The sequence below is a fragment of the Streptomyces sp. cg40 genome (assembly GCF_050320165.1).
Taxonomy (GTDB): Bacteria; Actinomycetota; Actinomycetes; order Streptomycetales; family Streptomycetaceae; genus Streptomyces; species Streptomyces hokutonensis.
The window spans coordinates 7,514,109-7,529,735 of sequence record NZ_CP190128.1 but is presented as its reverse complement, the minus strand read 5'-3'; the positions used below and the strand labels follow the sequence as shown (position 1 = coordinate 7,529,735).

The 15,627-nt window shown below is 70.6% G+C and carries 14 protein-coding genes and 1 pseudogene; 4 read left to right on the top strand and 11 right to left on the bottom strand.

What is annotated here, in order from left to right; translation table 11 throughout:
- Positions 1–121: 121 nt before the first annotated feature.
- Positions 122–1,018: an NAD(P)-dependent oxidoreductase gene (locus ACQHII_RS33890; protein WP_427922845.1), complete on the top strand. Its 897-nt coding sequence runs from the start codon at positions 122–124 to the stop codon at positions 1,016–1,018.
- A gap of 52 nt (positions 1,019–1,070) precedes the next feature.
- Complete coding sequence (locus tag ACQHII_RS33885; RefSeq protein WP_427922844.1) at positions 1,071–1,562, top strand: hypothetical protein; 492 nt, start codon at positions 1,071–1,073, stop codon at positions 1,560–1,562.
- A gap of 16 nt (positions 1,563–1,578) precedes the next feature.
- On the opposite strand, the gene ACQHII_RS33880 is transcribed toward ACQHII_RS33885, so the two are convergent.
- A complete protein-coding gene (locus ACQHII_RS33880) occupies positions 1,579–1,971 on the bottom strand; it encodes a hypothetical protein (protein WP_427922843.1) in 393 nt (130 codons plus the stop codon).
- Between ACQHII_RS33880 and ACQHII_RS33875 the strand changes: the two genes are divergently transcribed.
- A complete protein-coding gene (locus tag ACQHII_RS33875) occupies positions 1,943–2,386 on the top strand; it encodes a DUF4232 domain-containing protein (protein ID WP_427922842.1) in 444 nt (147 codons plus the stop codon). The two genes, ACQHII_RS33880 and ACQHII_RS33875, sit on opposite strands and share 29 nt — an antisense overlap.
- A 48-nt stretch (positions 2,387–2,434) precedes the next feature.
- Here the strand turns inward: ACQHII_RS33875 and ACQHII_RS33870 are convergent, their stop codons facing one another.
- From ACQHII_RS33870 to ACQHII_RS33835, 8 genes are all read right to left on the bottom strand, one after another.
- Complete coding sequence (locus ACQHII_RS33870) at positions 2,435–3,055, bottom strand: GTP-binding protein (RefSeq protein WP_427922841.1); 621 nt, start codon at positions 3,053–3,055, stop codon at positions 2,435–2,437.
- Positions 3,036–3,410 (bottom strand): DUF742 domain-containing protein, encoded by a 375-nt coding sequence (locus tag ACQHII_RS33865; protein WP_200714322.1) that lies wholly within the window; start codon positions 3,408–3,410, stop codon positions 3,036–3,038. The genes ACQHII_RS33870 and ACQHII_RS33865 overlap by 20 nt, the downstream gene beginning before the upstream one ends.
- Positions 3,407–3,844 (bottom strand): roadblock/LC7 domain-containing protein, encoded by a 438-nt coding sequence (locus tag ACQHII_RS33860; RefSeq protein ID WP_427922840.1) that lies wholly within the window; start codon positions 3,842–3,844, stop codon positions 3,407–3,409. Before ACQHII_RS33860 ends, ACQHII_RS33865 begins: the two co-directional genes overlap by 4 nt.
- Positions 3,841–7,083, bottom strand: coding sequence for a nitrate- and nitrite sensing domain-containing protein (locus tag ACQHII_RS33855; RefSeq protein WP_427922839.1), 3,243 nt, complete (start codon positions 7,081–7,083; stop codon positions 3,841–3,843). Before ACQHII_RS33855 ends, ACQHII_RS33860 begins: the two co-directional genes overlap by 4 nt.
- Positions 7,084–7,715: 632 nt before the next feature.
- The gene (locus tag ACQHII_RS33850; protein ID WP_427922838.1) at positions 7,716–9,476 is read right to left on the bottom strand and encodes a helix-turn-helix domain-containing protein; all 1,761 of its coding nucleotides are present in this window, start codon (positions 9,474–9,476) and stop codon (positions 7,716–7,718) included.
- A gap of 350 nt (positions 9,477–9,826) precedes the next feature.
- Positions 9,827–10,327, bottom strand: a complete 501-nt coding sequence (locus tag ACQHII_RS33845; RefSeq protein WP_427922837.1) for an SDR family NAD(P)-dependent oxidoreductase — start codon at positions 10,325–10,327, stop codon at positions 9,827–9,829.
- A 94-nt stretch (positions 10,328–10,421) separates the two neighbouring features.
- Positions 10,422–10,661 carry a hypothetical protein gene (locus ACQHII_RS33840; protein WP_427922836.1) on the bottom strand — a complete coding sequence of 80 codons (240 nt, stop codon included), beginning with the start codon at positions 10,659–10,661 and terminating at the stop codon, positions 10,422–10,424.
- The gene (locus tag ACQHII_RS33835) at positions 10,658–10,945 is read right to left on the bottom strand and encodes a hypothetical protein (RefSeq protein WP_427922835.1); all 288 of its coding nucleotides are present in this window, start codon (positions 10,943–10,945) and stop codon (positions 10,658–10,660) included. Before ACQHII_RS33835 ends, ACQHII_RS33840 begins: the two co-directional genes overlap by 4 nt.
- A 129-nt stretch (positions 10,946–11,074) precedes the next feature.
- Here ACQHII_RS33835 and ACQHII_RS33830 point away from each other — a divergent pair, with 129 nt between their 5' ends.
- Entirely contained in the window at positions 11,075–11,512 is a 438-nt protein-coding gene (locus tag ACQHII_RS33830; protein ID WP_427922834.1) for a TetR/AcrR family transcriptional regulator, read from the top strand.
- Between the two features lie 301 nt (positions 11,513–11,813).
- Here the strand turns inward: ACQHII_RS33830 and ACQHII_RS33825 are convergent.
- A pseudogene (locus tag ACQHII_RS33825) lies at positions 11,814–12,657 on the bottom strand (IS5 family transposase).
- Positions 12,658–12,787: 130 nt separating this feature from the next.
- Positions 12,788–15,607: a pPIWI_RE module domain-containing protein gene (locus ACQHII_RS33820; RefSeq protein WP_427922833.1), complete on the bottom strand. Its 2,820-nt coding sequence runs from the start codon at positions 15,605–15,607 to the stop codon at positions 12,788–12,790.
- Between the last annotated feature and the right edge of the window lie 20 nt (positions 15,608–15,627).

The window sequence follows — 15,627 nt, the reverse complement described above, 5'->3', positions numbered from 1 at the left end:
AGGACGGGTGCCGGGTGCCCGGCCCGAAGCCGGCGGGTGCCGTGCGCCCCGCCTGAGGCCGGGCGCGCGTCACCCTGGCACCCTGGTCCTCGACAACACCGTCGAGGACGAAAGCCGAGTCATGACCACCGAGAAGCTCACCGTAGGCGTCCTGGGCACCGGCATCATGGGCGCCGCGATGGCCCGCAACCTCGCGCGCGCCGGACACACCGTCCGCGCCTGGAACCGCACCCGCGCCAAGGCCGAACCGCTGTCCGCCGACGGCGCGCACGTCACCGACACCGTGGCGGAGGCCGTGCGCGACGCGGACGTGATCCTCACCATGCTCTACGACGGCGACACCGTCCTCGATGTGATGCGCGAGGCCGCGCCCGTCCTGCGCCCGGGCACCGCGTGGATCCAGTCGACGACCTCGGGTCTCGAATCGGTGACCGAACTGGCCGCGTTCGCCGGCCGCCACGAACTCGTCTTCTACGACGCCCCCGTGCTCGGCACCCGCCAGCCCGCCGAGGCCGGTCAGCTGACGGTCCTGGCGGCGGGCCCGGAGTCCGGCCGCGAGACCGTCACCCCGGTCTTCGACGCGGTCGGCGCGCGCACGATGTGGATCGGCGAGGACGGTGCTGCGGCCACCGCGACCCGCCTGAAGCTGGTGGCCAACAGCTGGGTGCTGGCCGTGACGAACGCGGCCGGCGAGGCCCTGGCCCTCGCCAAGGGCCTGGACGTGAATCCGCAGAGCTTCCTCGACCTCATCGCGGGCGGCCCCCTCGACATGGGCTACCTGCACGCCAAGTCCGCCGCGATCCTGGGCGACCAGCTCACACCGGCGAGTTTCGCGGTCACGACGGCGGAGAAGGACGCCCGCCTGATCGTGCAGGCGGGCGCGGCCAACGGCGTACGGCTGGATGTGGCGGCGGCGGGCGCGGAACGGTTCGCGCGAGCGGCGGCACAGGGGCACGGCGACGAGGACATGGCGGCGGCGTACTTCGCGAGCTTCGACACGGAGAAGCCGACCGACTGACGCGCCAACTTGTGGGTGAGGGGCGGGCGTTGGAGACCCCGGACATGGCACGATGGCCGCCGTGTCCGGTCAGGTCTGGTTGTCCCTCACGTCGTTCGGCGGCGTGGCCCTCGGCGGCGTGCTGTCCTTCCTCGTCCAGTTCACGACTCAGCGGTCCGCCGAGCGCGCTCAACAGCGGCACCGGCAAACGGAGTTGGCGGAAGCCCGGCGCGCGGAGCGGCTCGCGCTGCTGGAGCGGTTCGTCGAGGTCGGGGCCGAGGCGGAGCGGGTGGCCTTCGCCCGGCCGCCGGAGTGGGACGACACGACCCCGTGGAAGCTCACGGCCCAGGACGTCATGAACCGGCTCTGGGTCGTGGAACGGCTGGTCCGCATTCAGTTCCCGCTCCCGGTGCACGAGGCGGCTCGCCGGTACTTCCTCGACCTCAACCAGACCGTGTGGTGGGGCCTGCCCGACGGTGAGAGCGTGCGGGACTACCTGGAGGACAACCGGCTGGCCTTCCTCGACGCGGCCCGTGCGGTCATGCAGCCGACCGAGTCGTCCTGATCCAGCCTTGATCTCGTCACAGCAAGGACACAGCGAACGCACAGAGGAAACCGGGCGTACGACCTGAACTGTCTCCCCCGCCGAAATACCGGCACGTCCGGTCGCACGAACCGAACTCGGGGGACGTCATGCAGAAGAGCAGCATCCGCAGGGCCGCGCTGGCGACGGCCGCGCTGTCGGCGGCATTGGTGATGACGGCATGCCAGCCGGGCGACACGGACACCGGGTCCGACGGGTCGTCGTCACAGACGCCGACCGCGACCGCGTCCCCCATCTCCTCCGGCTCCACGGGGGCCTCCGGGTCCACGGGATCGTCCGGATCCACGGGATCCACGGGGACCTCCGGCTCCACCGGGTCGTCCGGGACCGCGGGCACCGCGGTGAAGACGTGTGCGGCGGCCTCGCTCAAGGCGATCGCCTATCAGGCCGCCGACCGGCCGCAGGGCACCGGAACCGGGGCGGCGATCGTCCAGTTCACCAACACCACCGCCACGTCGTGCGTCCTCCAGGGTCACCCCACGGTCGCCGGCGCCGCGAACGGCTCTCCCGAGCTCAACGTCCCCCTGAAGGTCACCCCCACCGGCTCCGCCTCCCCCGTGAAGCTGTCGCCCGGCGGCCAGGCCTGGCTGAAGCTGACCTTCGTACAGGTGCAGGGTGAAGGGGACGGCTACTGCGAGTCCGGTTCGGCGCCGGTGGTCTACCCGACGATGGTGATCGGACTGCCCGGCGCCGGGAAACACCAAGTCGCCCTCGACGACGGGCAGTTCGCTGAGTGCGACGGCACGCTGACCGCGACCGCTGTGACAGCGACGAAGCCCTCCTGACCGTAGAACCGCAGGGTTGGCCGTACGACCGGAGGCCCGGCCGTGCGGCTACACCGACTGGCGGTGGTCGCCCGACGCCTCCACCGCCAGGCCGCGCATGACGTGTTCGAGGAGGGCGAGCAGGACCGACTTGACCGACTCGCGGTCGCGGGCGTCGCACAGGACGAGCGGGATGTCGGGGGCGAGGTCGAGGGCGGTGCGGATCTCCTCGGGGTCCTCCTCGCAGACGCCGTTGAAGCAGTTGACGCCCACGGCGAAGGGGATGCCGCGGTGCTCGAAGAAGTCGACGGACGGGAAACAGCTCTCCAGCCGCCGGGTGTCGGCGAGGACGACCGCGCCGAGCGCGCCGCGGGACAGGTCGTCCCACATGAACCAGAACCGGTCCTGGCCCGGGGCGCCGAAGAGATAGACCACGAGGGCCGAACTCAGCGTGATCCGGCCGAAGTCCATGGCGACCGTGGTCGTGGTCTTCTGCTCGACGCCGGCGAGGTTGTCGATGCCGACGCTGGCCTCGGTGATGAGTTCTTCGGTGCGCAAGGGCGTCGTCTCGCTGATCGCGCCGACGAGCGTGGTCTTGCCGACGCCGAAGCCGCCCGCGACGAGGATCTTGGCCGTGGCGGCGTTGGGCGCGACGGTGGTGGCGCGGCGGTCAGATTCTGCGAATGCCATCGATCACTGCCTGAAGGAAACGGGCGTCGGGGGTACCGGCCGCGGTGGGCGGGGAGACGGAGACGAGTTCGTTGTCCAGCAGGTCATCGAGGAGGACCCGGATCACCGCGACGGGCAGATCGAGCCGGGCGGCGACCTCCACGAGCGCCGTAGGGGTGCGGCAGAGCGCGAGCAGCCGGTTCTGTTCGGGCTGGAGTCGCTGATCGCGGGTGGGTGGCCGGACCGTGCTGATCAGGGTGATCAGCTCGATGCCGGAGTGGGCGGTCGGGGTGCGGCCGCCGGTCACCGTGTACGGGCGGACGAGCAGCGCGGGGTCTTCGTCCTCCCAGGGATCTTCCTCCGACCAATGTCTCATTCATGCTCACCCGCGAAGGGCACACCGCTGTACTCCGGGAACCGGGGGGCCGCGCTGAGGAACTGCCCCACCTGCCGCACGACCATGGTCATTTCATAACCGACGTTGCCGACGTCGACCTCGGAGGAGGCGAGTACGGCGAGCCGGGCGCCGCCACCCGCGGTGGTCACGAAGAGGAACAGATCATCCATCTCGATGACGGTCTGCTGCACCCGGCCGCCGCCGAAGTGACGGCTGGTGCCGAGCGCGAGCGAGTGAACTCCCGAGGAAATGGCGGCGAGTTGCTCGGCGTCCTCCTGGGCGAGCTTCTCGGAGGAGCCGACGAGGAGTCCGTCCTCCGACAGGACGATGGCGTGCAGGGTCTCGGGGATCCGCTCGATCAGGTTGTCCAGCAGCCAGGCCAGTCCGCCGTGCGTGGTGTTGGGCGCAGTCATGGGTTGTTCCTTGTCGGACGGGGACGGGTGGGCAGCTGATGCCGCTCGGGCGGGCTGGTGGGCCAGGTGGCCGGCGGGAACTCGTCTTGCGGGGCGGCGGGGCGGCCGGACGCGGAGCCTTCCCTGCCCATCGCCGACGGCCAGGCGGGCATGGGCACTTCCTCCTGCGCACGGGCCCGACGGGTACCGTCCCGGAGCGCGGCGAGCATCGACCGCGCCTGCTCCGGCCGCCGCTCCGCCTCCCGCCCCGGCCCGTAGTCACCGTCGGCTTCCACGACCCGGTCCCGCAACTGCGGCGCCAGATTCGCCTGCCGCACCCGCCGCGGCAACCGCCCGGAACCACTCCGGGCACCCGCACCGGGCACGCCTCCAGCCCGAACCCCGAGCGACGACGAGCCACCGCCGGGACGGGAACCACCGGGCACCACACCGCCACCGGCACGGAACCCACCGGAGGTCGCGTCTCCGGCGCCAATCCCGGCGGGAGGCGTCTCGCCGGTGCGAGAGCCCGCGTACGGCGACTCGCCGGCACGGGAGCCCGCGGAGGGTGCGTCACCCGCCCGGGAGCTGAAGGGCCGTATCTCTCCGGTGCGATGCCCCACGGACGGCGTCCCGCCGGCGTGGGAGCCGGTGTACGGCGCATCCCCCGCCTGCGAACCCGGGAACGGCATCTCCCCGGCACGGGAACCCTCGGACGGCGTCCCGCCGGTGTGGGAGCCCGTGTACGGCGCATCCCCCGCCTGCGAACCCGGAGACCGCATCTCCCCGGTACGAGAACCCGCGTATGGCGTGTCCCCCGCCTGGAAGCCCGGGGACGGCGTCTCCCCCGCTCGGGAACCCGCGGACGACGCGCCCCCCTTGCGGGACCCCAGGGCCCGCATCTCGCCGATGCGTGAACTTGTGGACGGCAGGTCCCTCGTTCGGGAACCGGTCGAGGGCAGGTCCCCTGCTCGGGACCCTGCGGACGACACGTCTCCGGCACGAGAGCCCCCGGACGGCATGTCTCCCGCGCGCGAACCGGCGGCCGGCACGTCACCCGGCGTCGGCGCATCTCCCGTGCGCGGGCCCTCGGACGCCGTGTCTCCAGCGCGAGAACCGGCGAAAGGCCCGGCCTCGTTGGAAGGCGCCGCTTCGTAGGAGGGCGCGGTCTCGTACGAGGCCGTGTCCTCGTGGGACGGTGTCGTGGCGGTGACGACAGGGCCCACCGCCGAGGCGTTCCGGGTGCGGCGGGTGCGCATCGGCATGCCGCCGGACGTCGTCGCCGTGCGGGGCGGGCCGCCGACCGGGCCGGTGGGCTGGCCCGGGGCCGGGAACGGGTCGGTGGGGGAACCGGCCACCGACGCCAGGTGGCGTTCCGCGCGGGCGTCCAGGGGGGACGGTACGCCGTCGGCGACCGGCTCCGTGAGGGCCTGCGGCAGTACGACGACGGCGAGCGAGCCGCCGTAGGACGAGGCCTGGAGGCTGGCGGTGATGCCGTGGCGCTGGGCGAGGTGGCCGACCGTGAAGAGGCCGAGGCGCGGGTCCTCGCCGAGGGTGGTGAAGCTGAAGTCCTTGGGGTGGTGCAGGAGTTCGTTGGCCGCCGCGTACTCGTCCACGGCGAGGCCGAGCCCCCGGTCCTCGACCTCGACGGCGTACCCCTGCGCCACCGGCAGCGCGCGGACGCGTACTTCGGTGTGCGGCGGGGAGAACGTGACGCCGTTCTCGATGAGTTCGGCCATGAGGTGGATCGTGTCGCCGACCGCCGGGCCCAACACCGCTATGGATGGGAGGGGTTCGACCACGACCCGGGTGTAGCCCTCGATCTCGGAGACCGCGCTGCGCAGCAGGTCCGCGAGCGGCACGGCGTGCTTCCAGCGGCGACGAGGGGCCGCGCCGGACAGCACGGTGAGGCTCTCCGCGTTGCGCCGCATCCGGGTGGCGAGGTGGTCCACGCGGTAGAGGTCGGCGAGGAGTTGGGGATCCTGCTCCTTGCGTTCCATGGAGTCGATGACCGTGAGCTGACGGTGCACCAGGAGCTGGATACGGCGGGACATGTTGTGGAAGACCAGCCGCGCACCTTCCCGCAGTGAGGCCTGTTCCAGGGCGACACTCACCGCGGTCCGCTGGGCGCTGTTGAAGGCGTCGGCGACCTTGCCCAACTCGTCGGTGCCGTAGTCGAGTTCTGGCAGGTCCTCGAGTTCGGCGCGCTTGCCCTGGGTGCGCAGCCGGGTGATCAGTTCGGGCAGCCGTTCCTCGGCGAGTTCGAGGGTCTCGGCGCGCAGGCCGGACATCCGGCCGAGGAGGGAGCGGGTGATGCGCCAGGACAACAGGGCGACGGCGAGTACGGCGACCAGGGCGAGGGCACTGCCGAGCATGGCCTTGACGAGCACCTGGTGGGTCCGGTCCTGGGAGTCACTGGTGACCTTGTTCAGGAACTGGCCCTCGACCGCCTGCACCCCGCCGGTCACCCGCGTCGGCGCCGCCGCCCGGGCGGCCGTGGTGTGCGGCACCGCGATCGTGCCGTCGTTCCCGGCGGACGCCGATGCGACGGCGGTCTCGAAGGCCGCCATGGCCTCCCAGTCCCGGCCGCCCATGACCTTCTGGAGCGCCGCGCCCATCTCCGTGGGCAGGTAGGGCTCGACCTCGTTGGTCAGCACCGAGACCCGGACGGCCTCGGCCGCCGCGAGCGACGACCGTTCCTGGACGCTCAGTTTCCCGGACGCGGCGACCCCGCCGAGGATGGCCTGCTCCTGCGAGAGGGCCTCGGTGCCGCGCAGGAAGGCCAGGGCGTGCCCGGCGTCGGCCGCGGTGGCCGCGTCGCCGTTGTCGGAGCTCAGCGTCCCGAAGAGGTTCAGCGCCGAGGACACGGCGTCGGAGTAGGCGGTGTAGGCCTGCTGCCGGGTGCTCTTCCCGGCGTCGACCGCGGTCCGTTCGGCGGTCAGCGCGGTGAGCCGCTTGCGTACGGTGCCCAACTGGGCCCGGTACTGGGCTGATCCGACACTGCCGGAGGCGGCGTCCGCCTTGCGGAATCCGGCCAGTACGGCATCGGTCCTGCGCCGCTGCGCCTCCAGCGCGGTGCGGCTGCCGTGCGAGGCCAACAGGCCGACCGTCAGCTGCCGTTCCTTCTGGAACTCGCCGACCGCGGGCACCAGGGCGTAGGTGGTCTTCGCCGTCTCGCCCTCGTTGTTGGCGCTGTGCCACTGGTCGAACAGCGCGAACGAGCCACTGAGCCACAGCAGCACCATCGCCGTCCCCGGCACCACCGCGAGCGTGATGAGCGAGGCGCGGATACTGCGGCCACGTCCGGTACCGGGTCCGGTCGGCGCGGACCTACCGCGGTGCCTGCTCACTTCACCCACCGGTGTCCGACGGCGCGACGATGGAGGCGGGCTGCGGTGAGGAACTGCGACACCGGTGGTTTCCTTTCCGGGGTGGCGCGTGACGCGTCGAATCGCGGGCATACGTCAACACGCCTGCACAGAGCTGGAGAGTTGGCGGCGTAGCACGGCACGTACGCCAAAGACGGGCTGCGGTTTTCCGACGGGCGCCCGAGCCCCCCGCGCAGTTGGTGAGTTATGAAACCGAGCCATCCGACCCGGGTCAAGGGACGCCACAAACACGTCAGGCAGAGCCGTTTAGGGCGTTCAGTACACTACGCGGGTAGACAATCCGGCGGCCCGTGCGCCCAACACCCCGCCCACGAAGACGTTTTGGCTGACTACCCACGGTGAAGTGCGGGGCAGAGGGCAGCTCGGGTGGCGGCCGGGACGCGACGGGAGCGGCGGGGCGGGGCGCCCGAGGCGACGCCAGATGTGACCTAGTTCACAGCATAAACACCGGTCGCACACACCAACTCCACCGGCTTCCGGGGCCGCTGGACAGCCCCGGCCACTCACCCCCGCCCCGGCTCCTCCAGCAGCGCCAGGGTCTGTGCCCCGAGCGACGTCATGCCGTACGTCTCCGCCCCGCGCGCCGCCTCCCGCAGCAGCCGGACCGCGTGCGGCTCGCTGCCCGGACCGCCCGTCCGGCGCGTCGCGCGGGCCTGGGCCAGGCGGAGGCGGGCGAGTTCGGGCTGCGAGGAGCGGGCCGGGACCGCCGCCTGACGGAAGTGGTCGAGGGCGGTCTCCGGCTCCCCCGCCGCCAGCGCCAGCAGCCCGCAGGCCCGGGCGGTCGGGCCGACGAGGACGGTGGGCCAGCCGCCCAGGGCGATCTGCTCACCGTCGTGCGGTGCGAGACGAGCACGGAGCCCCGGCACCGCCTGCGCCAACTCGGCCTCGAATCCGCCCTCCAGGTCCAGTGCCGCGCAGACCTCCGCCAGCAGGACGAGCGCGGGGACCGCCCAGCCCGACGGCGGGAACCGGTCGACGTCGGCGACACAGCCGAGGAAGAAGTCGGCCCCCTCGGCATGCTGCCCGGTCTCGCACAGGGCGAGGGCCAGCCCGGCGCGCCAGACGGGGAAGTAGGCGTGGCGCTCGACGTCGCCGGCCAGGTCGGAGGTGAACAGCTCGGCCAGACGGCCCTGTTGGCGCAGCAGCCAGTAGGCCTGGCCGAGCCGGGTCTGTGTCAGGTTGTCGGCCGGTACGGCGTAGTCGGCGCGGAGGAGTTCGATGAACTTCAGCGACTCCACGAAGATCCACTCGGCGGCGGCGTCGAACCGGCCGTGCCACAGGTCGAGCAGGGCGTCGAGGGTGTGCCGCTGCCAGAGGGCCAGGGCGCTCTGGGTGTCCGCCGCGTGCTTGCGGTACTGGTTGGCGGTGGCCAGGGCGCTGAAGATCCGGCCGTTGCGCAACTGGTCGATGGCGACGGCCATGAGCGCCTCACCGCGGAAGTACGGCGAGTCGTGCCGGGCGGTAGCCTCGCGCAACCGCTCGGAGAGGTCCAGTGAATCGGGAGCGCTCATGAAGTCGTAGCGCGCCCACCGGCATTCGGTGAGGACCTCGCAGCGCACCTCGTCGTCGCCGCCCTCGGGTAATCGGCGCAGTGTGTCCTCGGCGAGCCGGGCGCCCTCGGCGGGACCGGCGAGCCCCGCCGCGGTGTCCTGACTGACCGCCAGGGCCATCTTCTTCGCCAGATGCGCTTCGAGCCGCAACCTCAGCCCAGCGGCCTCAGGACCGACGTCGCCCTCCAGCGCGGCCAGGCACCCCTTGATCGACTGGATCAGTTCACGGTCGACCTGCCCGGGGTCGGACCACCGGCGCGCCAGCCTGATCACGGCCTCGGCCTGCGCCCTCGGGTCCCCGGCGGCGCCGCGATAGGCGGCCGTGTAGTACCGCTCCGCCTCGCGCATCTCGCCGGCCGCATGACTCAGATCGCCGCGCCGCAGCAGCCGCAGGAACTCGGCCCGTTCCTGCGCGGGGGCCGAACGGGCTCTCTTTCCGGGGGACTTGACCAGTCGGACGGCCTCCCCGCGGACGGCCCTCGGCAGCGCGTCGATGCCGGGCGGTGGTGCCAGGCCGGCCAACGCCCCCTTGGCGCCCAGCACTTCGTCGCACAGCTGGGCCAACTCCAGGGACGCCCTGCGGCGTCCGTTCTCGACGCGGCTGAGGAAGCTGCGGCTGCAGTACACCTTGCCGGCCAGTTCACTCAGCGACATACCGGCCGCAATGCGGCGCCGGCGTAACTCCGCGCCGAATCCGTCGTGCTCGATGGCCATCCCCCCAACAACACGCCGGCCGACCGGTGTTGCCAAATACCCGCTGGCAACACCCGACCCCTGCGGACCGGCACGATTACCGACGAAGCTGTCTGTGCCGGGAGCCTACCGGGCACAGGGGCGTGCCCATTGGCGGAACAGGAGCACTGGTCATGCCTTCGGGCGAACCTGTGGCATCGACTGGGGGTCGATATGCCGGAGGCACTCGACGGCAGCACACTCACCACGTGCTCCGCCCGGCACCCAAGAGCCGAATGACGGCGGGGGGATGGGGGGTCCACGGTCCGGGGCGCGCGGGGGGCGCTCCGGACCCCGGATCCTGCGGCCTTCCCAGGAGTTGAGCCGGCCGGTCAGAAGCTGGCGGCGCGTGCCGCCGTGTACACCTCGTCGTTCACGTCTTTCAGTTCCTGCGCGTCCCGCGCGGCCCACGAGAGGTCGACCAGGAGTTCGTCGAGACCGATCCCGTCGTACGCCATCAGGTCGCCGACGATCTGCCCGACGTCGCCCTGGAAGGGGCGGCGGTCCGAGCCCCTCGTACCGCTTCGCGCTGTAGTCCGGGTTGACGCGAACGACTGTCCGCAGCGGGCGGGTTCGGTGCGGATGGCGCCGAGGAGGTTGGTCGCCACCGTCGCTTCCGCCACGGCGAGGAAATCGGCGTGATGGAGGTCCTCCGGCAGCATGACGCCGGCCACCGTCACCAGGACGTCGAGGTCGGGAAAGCGTCGCAGGCGCTGTGCGGTGACGTCTTGGACGGCGGCCGGGTCGGTGACGTCGAGCACGACGGACTCGATGCCGGGGTGCTCCGAGACGATCTGCTCCAGTCTGCCCTCGCGGCGCCCGGAGACGACCACCCGGTTGGGGGTTCCCCGAGGTGGATGGGACGAGACGGGCCACGGCGGGTGATGCGGGGTCACGGGGGCCGGGCATCACTCGTCGGCGAGTGGCTCAGTGGCTGTTGACGGCCGAGGCCCAGTCGAAGTCCACGCCCATGTCGGCGTACATCTTCGAGTAGCCGACGAAGCAGTCGAACTTCTCGACCTTGCCGTTCTTCAGGTACCAGAAGTCGGCGGTCGGGGCGTCGACCTTCTGGCCCTTGCCCTTGACGACGCCGCCGGTCGGCTCCTGGAGCTGCCCGTCGAACGTGCCCTGGATGGACAGCTCGATGCTGATGGTGTCGCCGTTCACGGTGATGCGCTTGAGGTCACGGTGGACGTTGGGACGTCGATGTGGCTGCCCTCGGCCACGTAGTAGTCGCGCAGGACGATCGGGAGGTTGGTCTTCTCGTGCTTGGTCAGGTGGCGGTCGGTGAGCGGCAACGCCGCGAGCTGACGCGCGGTCAGGGTCGGGGCGGAAGTGCCCTTGTGGTGGGCGGGGCTCGCGGCCTGTGACGGTACGGCGGCGATGGAAAGACCACCCAGAACAGCTACCGCGGTCGCAGCGGTGATCGACTCCCGGCTGAGCAGCTTCATGGCGCATTCCTTCACGTTCGGCAGCCAAAGCAAGCTGTCGAGCCACTGTTTGAATTGTGTGGCCGACCAGGGGCCGACCAGGGCCCGACCTCTTGACGATGCAGTCAAACAAATGATTGAGCACATGGCGTGACAAGGGAGAACAAGACGGACTTGCGCCGGGAGGCCGGTCAGCGCACCCGGGACGGCCTGAGATCGGCGGCCCTGGAGTTGCTCGCGCAACGGGGCCAGGAGGGCGTGACGCTCAGCGAGATCACGGATCGCGCCGGGGCCAACGTCGCGGCGGTGAGCTACCACTTCGGCTCGCTCAAGGCCCTGTGCGACGCGGCGATCGAGCACGCGCTGGAACAGTATCTGGACGCCCAGATGGCGGCGATCGACTCCCTGGGCCCCGCCGCGACCCTCGACGAAGTGGCCGCGGCGTTCGCCGGGCCGATGATGCGCACGGTCGCACGCATCGGCATCGAACCGCCCCAGGGCTGGGAGCGCCTGACCGGCAAGTTCGAGAAGAGCCGCCGGGATGTTCTGCGGGTGCTGGGGCCGAATGTCCCCGGGGTCGACGAGTAAGAGCTGATCTTCCGTACGCGGTGCGCGGCGGGTCTGCTGAACTGGCTCGCGTTGGCGCCTATCGGGACCGAGTTGGCGGCCTTGCCTGCGGAGCGGTTGGAGCGGCAGTTGGTGCCGGTGGTGGCGGGGGCGTTTCGGGGGGGGGCCGGGGATAGTGGTGGGTCGGCTTCCCCTACGGCGCTTATCCGCAGGCCGACGGCCTCGGTCGTGTGTCCGCGGCCCCGTAAGGTGATGCCCCGGACGTCCGAACCCTCCCAGCCGATCACGTAGTTGAGCACCCCCCAGACACAGCTAAGAGGAGCTAACAGAAAGCTTTGACGCGGCGGTAGGTGATCAGGCAGCAGGCCAGTTTGAGGAGGGCTTCGTGGATGTCGTCGCGGATCTCCCAGCGGATCCGTAGGCGGTGGAAGCCGTGGATCCAGGCGTTCGTGCGCTCTACCACCCAGCGGACGGTGCCGAGTCCGGAGCCGTGCGGGGTGCCTCGGCGGGCGATCACAGGCTTGATTCCGCGCTACCACAACAGGCGGCGGTACTTGTCGTAGTCGTAGCCGCGGTCGGCGAACAGCTGCCGGGGCCGGTGACGTGGCCTTCCGGTGCGGCCCTTGATGTGGGGTATCGCGTCGAGCAGGGGCGGCAGCTGGGTGACGTGTTCCGGTTGCCACCGTGTCCGTCGGTGATCACGTGGTGTTTCGATCCCGGTCTGGCACGGTCGACCGGGCTCGACCCCGTTTTGGGCCGCCCCGGCGAGCCTCGTGGTGGGAGCCGTCGATCACCGCCCGGGACCAGTCCAGCCTCCCGGCCTGGTGCAGCTCGGTCAGCAGCACCTCGTGCAGCCGGTCCCACACACCGGCCTCGTTCCAGTCCCGCAGCCGACGCCAGCACGTCATCCCGGAGCCGAACCCGAACTCCTGCGGCAGCCACTCCCACCGGATGCCCGTATACAGCACGAACAAGATCCCATGCAGGCACTTGCGGCCATCCAGCGGCAGCCGCCCCGGATTCCGCACTCGCCGGGACCTGACCGGGAGCAACGGTTCGATCCGCACCCACAAGTCGTCCGCCACCAGCCACGGCGGGCCCTTGCCCTGCCCAACGAGCCGACACGGAACGGGACATGGGCGCCCGAGCGCTTTCTGGTAGCTCATCTAAGGGCCCCAGTCGGCCCATAAGACCAGGGCAAAGCTTGATGGCAGACAAGTTGGCCGTACGCCAGGTTTTCCTGATGCTCTCCTGCCGCTCGTAACCGCCAGCCACTCGATCAAGCCCTCGGAAATCTCAGTCGGTATCCCCTGACTCTTCATCAAAATCAAACGTCAGCTGCCCATCCGCCACCGTGCCCTTTGCCGTCGGCTCATCCGGAGCAACCACATCGTCGTCCTCATGCGGCAGCGCATACTGGTCCGCAAGCCTCGCAAGGTGCATCACGAGCGGCATCCCCAGCACATCGCGATAGTCCTCGCAATCGCGCTGGTGATGCACGTAGGCAGCCCAGGCCTCGGGTTCGTCGCCCGGCTGGAGACAGGCCACGGTGATTTCGAGGAGCGAGGGATTCCATGCGCTCTTCGTCGGGCGGAAAGCGTTCTTCCCCTTTGTGTTCACGTGTGCCGTGAGCTTGGCGTCCTCAGTGGTGAGTTTGGACTGCGTGCTCGTCTTATCCGCCGTGCTATAGAACACCCGGCCCTGCTCATTCCCTGACTCCGGCACCCAGAGCCCCCTGGAGAAACCGGCTCGCTGTTTCCCTTCTTGCTCGGGATCGAGTTCCTCCGCCTCGGCCCACCACTGGGCGGTCTCGTCACGGGTGTTGTCGGCGATCCGGACCACCCGCAGCTGCTTGCCGTGCAGGCCAATCCGCTGGAGCGGCTCGCCACCGAACCCGAGGCAATCCTGTTTCAGCCCGTCGTTCTTGAGCCACGGCCAGCGCTTGCGGATGTCCTGGGCATGGACGAGGACCAGGGTGGGCGTGGATCGCAGACCCGCCAGCGTCTTCTTGATGAAGGCGGCCGTGAGCGCGGACTGCTGCGCCGAGGTCCTGAGAGAGTCCTCGCGGATCTGCCCGGTCAAGGCCTTCAGCAACTCCGGGTAGGAAACCCATGCGTGCATGTCCGCGGTCCTGCCGAGCACGCACTTGGCGCCGGGTCGCACGAGGACGGCGATCGGCGTGAACTGCGGCTTGCCCGTGGGCCCGTCGTGCCGACGTTCCACCAGGTGGAAGGCGAGCTGGTTCAGGCCGTCCGGGATGAGGCTGCCCAGGTTGTGGTTGGGTACGAGCCGCATGCCCGTCTGCCGTACGCCGTCCGACCACGCCGCCTCTGCCCGGATGGTGCTGTCCTTCTCCGCGTCCTCAGGGTCGAGTTCCGGGTCCGGGGGACGGATGAACTGCGAGACCAGTCCGGCGTCCGCGCAGCCGAGGCGGATCGCGTGCTTGGGGTCGGCCCGCCGCTTGGCCTGGCGGAAGTGCTCCTGACCGTCGAGTTCCACAAAGGCGATCTGCGCTCCGGGCACATCGGAGCTCAGCTTTCGCAACGCGTCGGCCACGTCATGGCGCCGTTCACGAATGGCGGCGTCGTGCTCCTTGCCCCGGCGTGGCACGCTGTCGCCGCCCAGAGGTGCTCCGAGACGACCGAGCGGGCGCGCATGCATCCGGACCGTCAGCTCGGGCGACTCCCACACCCATGTGCTGGGGCCCTGCTCCCGGCGGTGCGCGGCCAGGCCGAGACCAGTCTCCGCGGCGGTGACGAGCCGGTCGCGCTGGTCGTCCGACTGGTACATCACCAGGCCGACGAAGTCCGCGCCGTCGAGCGCCTCGGCCAGACGCTCCCGCCGCAGATCAGCGTTGTCCGCTTCCCTCAGTTCGCGCTTCGCGAGGAGGGCGGCGCGGTCCTCCGGGCTCTGCTCCTTCTTCGGGATGGACGGGATGGACTTGAGCTGCTTCCTGGGGGGCCGGGAGTAACGGCTGCGCACCGGCCGTGGGACTGGCACCAGTTCGGGGGCCAGGGCCTGTTCGGCCCATTCGATCAGTCTGCGCCGTTCGCCGGGCATGAGGCCAGTGCCGATCGGGTGCCTTCCCATGGCCGTCTGGTGCCCGACTGCCATGGCGATGCCGTCCCGCCCGCCGATCCACTGATCCGCTTCCTTGATAAGCCGGTCCACGGAGGGCAGCGCGTCGAGGGCGGTGACGCCGGCGAGCATGCCCTCTGGGCCGCCCTGCCTCCAGTCCGTCGTACCGTTCCTCCACTCCAGCATGGCGACGGAGAAACGCTGCGGAGTCGGGCCGTCCGGAACGAGGGAGGCGTCAGGAAGCAGATAGACGGAGGCTCCCCTCTGGTACGGCATCCACACCTTCCCCGTGACGAACCGGCGGATTCCCGCGGCCAGATGAACGCGTGGAACGTCCGAGAACGGCACGGTCCGCACGGTGATCCGGAGGAGCGCCGAGTAGAAGACGGGCCTGCCGCTGCCGTCTCCCGTGCCCTTCGGTCCGTATGGCCGGGGCGGCCAGGACATGAGTTCCGCGCCGCCGCTGCCGACGCCCCGGGAGCCCCCGAGCCCTGCCACCTGGTGGAAGACCAGCCGTTCACCGTTGTGCTCGTAGGGAGCCTGCCGGGCGATGCGCGAGGCGAGGACGTCAGGCAGCAGCCGGTACACGTGGTCGGCCGGAAGCGCGGTCCCACCTGGTGAGGGCCGCTGCTGTTCAAGGAGGTCCACCATGCCCAGCTGCCAGGCCAGGGCCTTCGTGTCGAGACTCCGGAACGTGTTCATCAGGAGTGCCGCGGCCTCGGGGTCCTGCGGGTTGCGCTGGAGACTGCGCACCCATGTGGCGATGAAGGCGTTCATGACCGAGAGCGGGTACTCGTGTTCGCTGTACAGCCAGGGACGGTCCGCGCCGAACGTGGCCGTGGCGTCGACGGTGACGAGGTCGGGGGCGGTGGCACGCATGAGTTGGTTCACCTCCCGGGTGGGGACCCGCCGCCGCCAGGCCGCCTGCTGTTCCGGGAGCCCCGAGCGGTGGAGGTCCAGCAGTGGCTGCTCCCACTCGGCGGGCAGGGCCAGGGTCTGCAGTGGGACGGCGAAGGGGCCCTGTTCCGGATCAGGCACGTAGGCCGTTGTCCTGATGC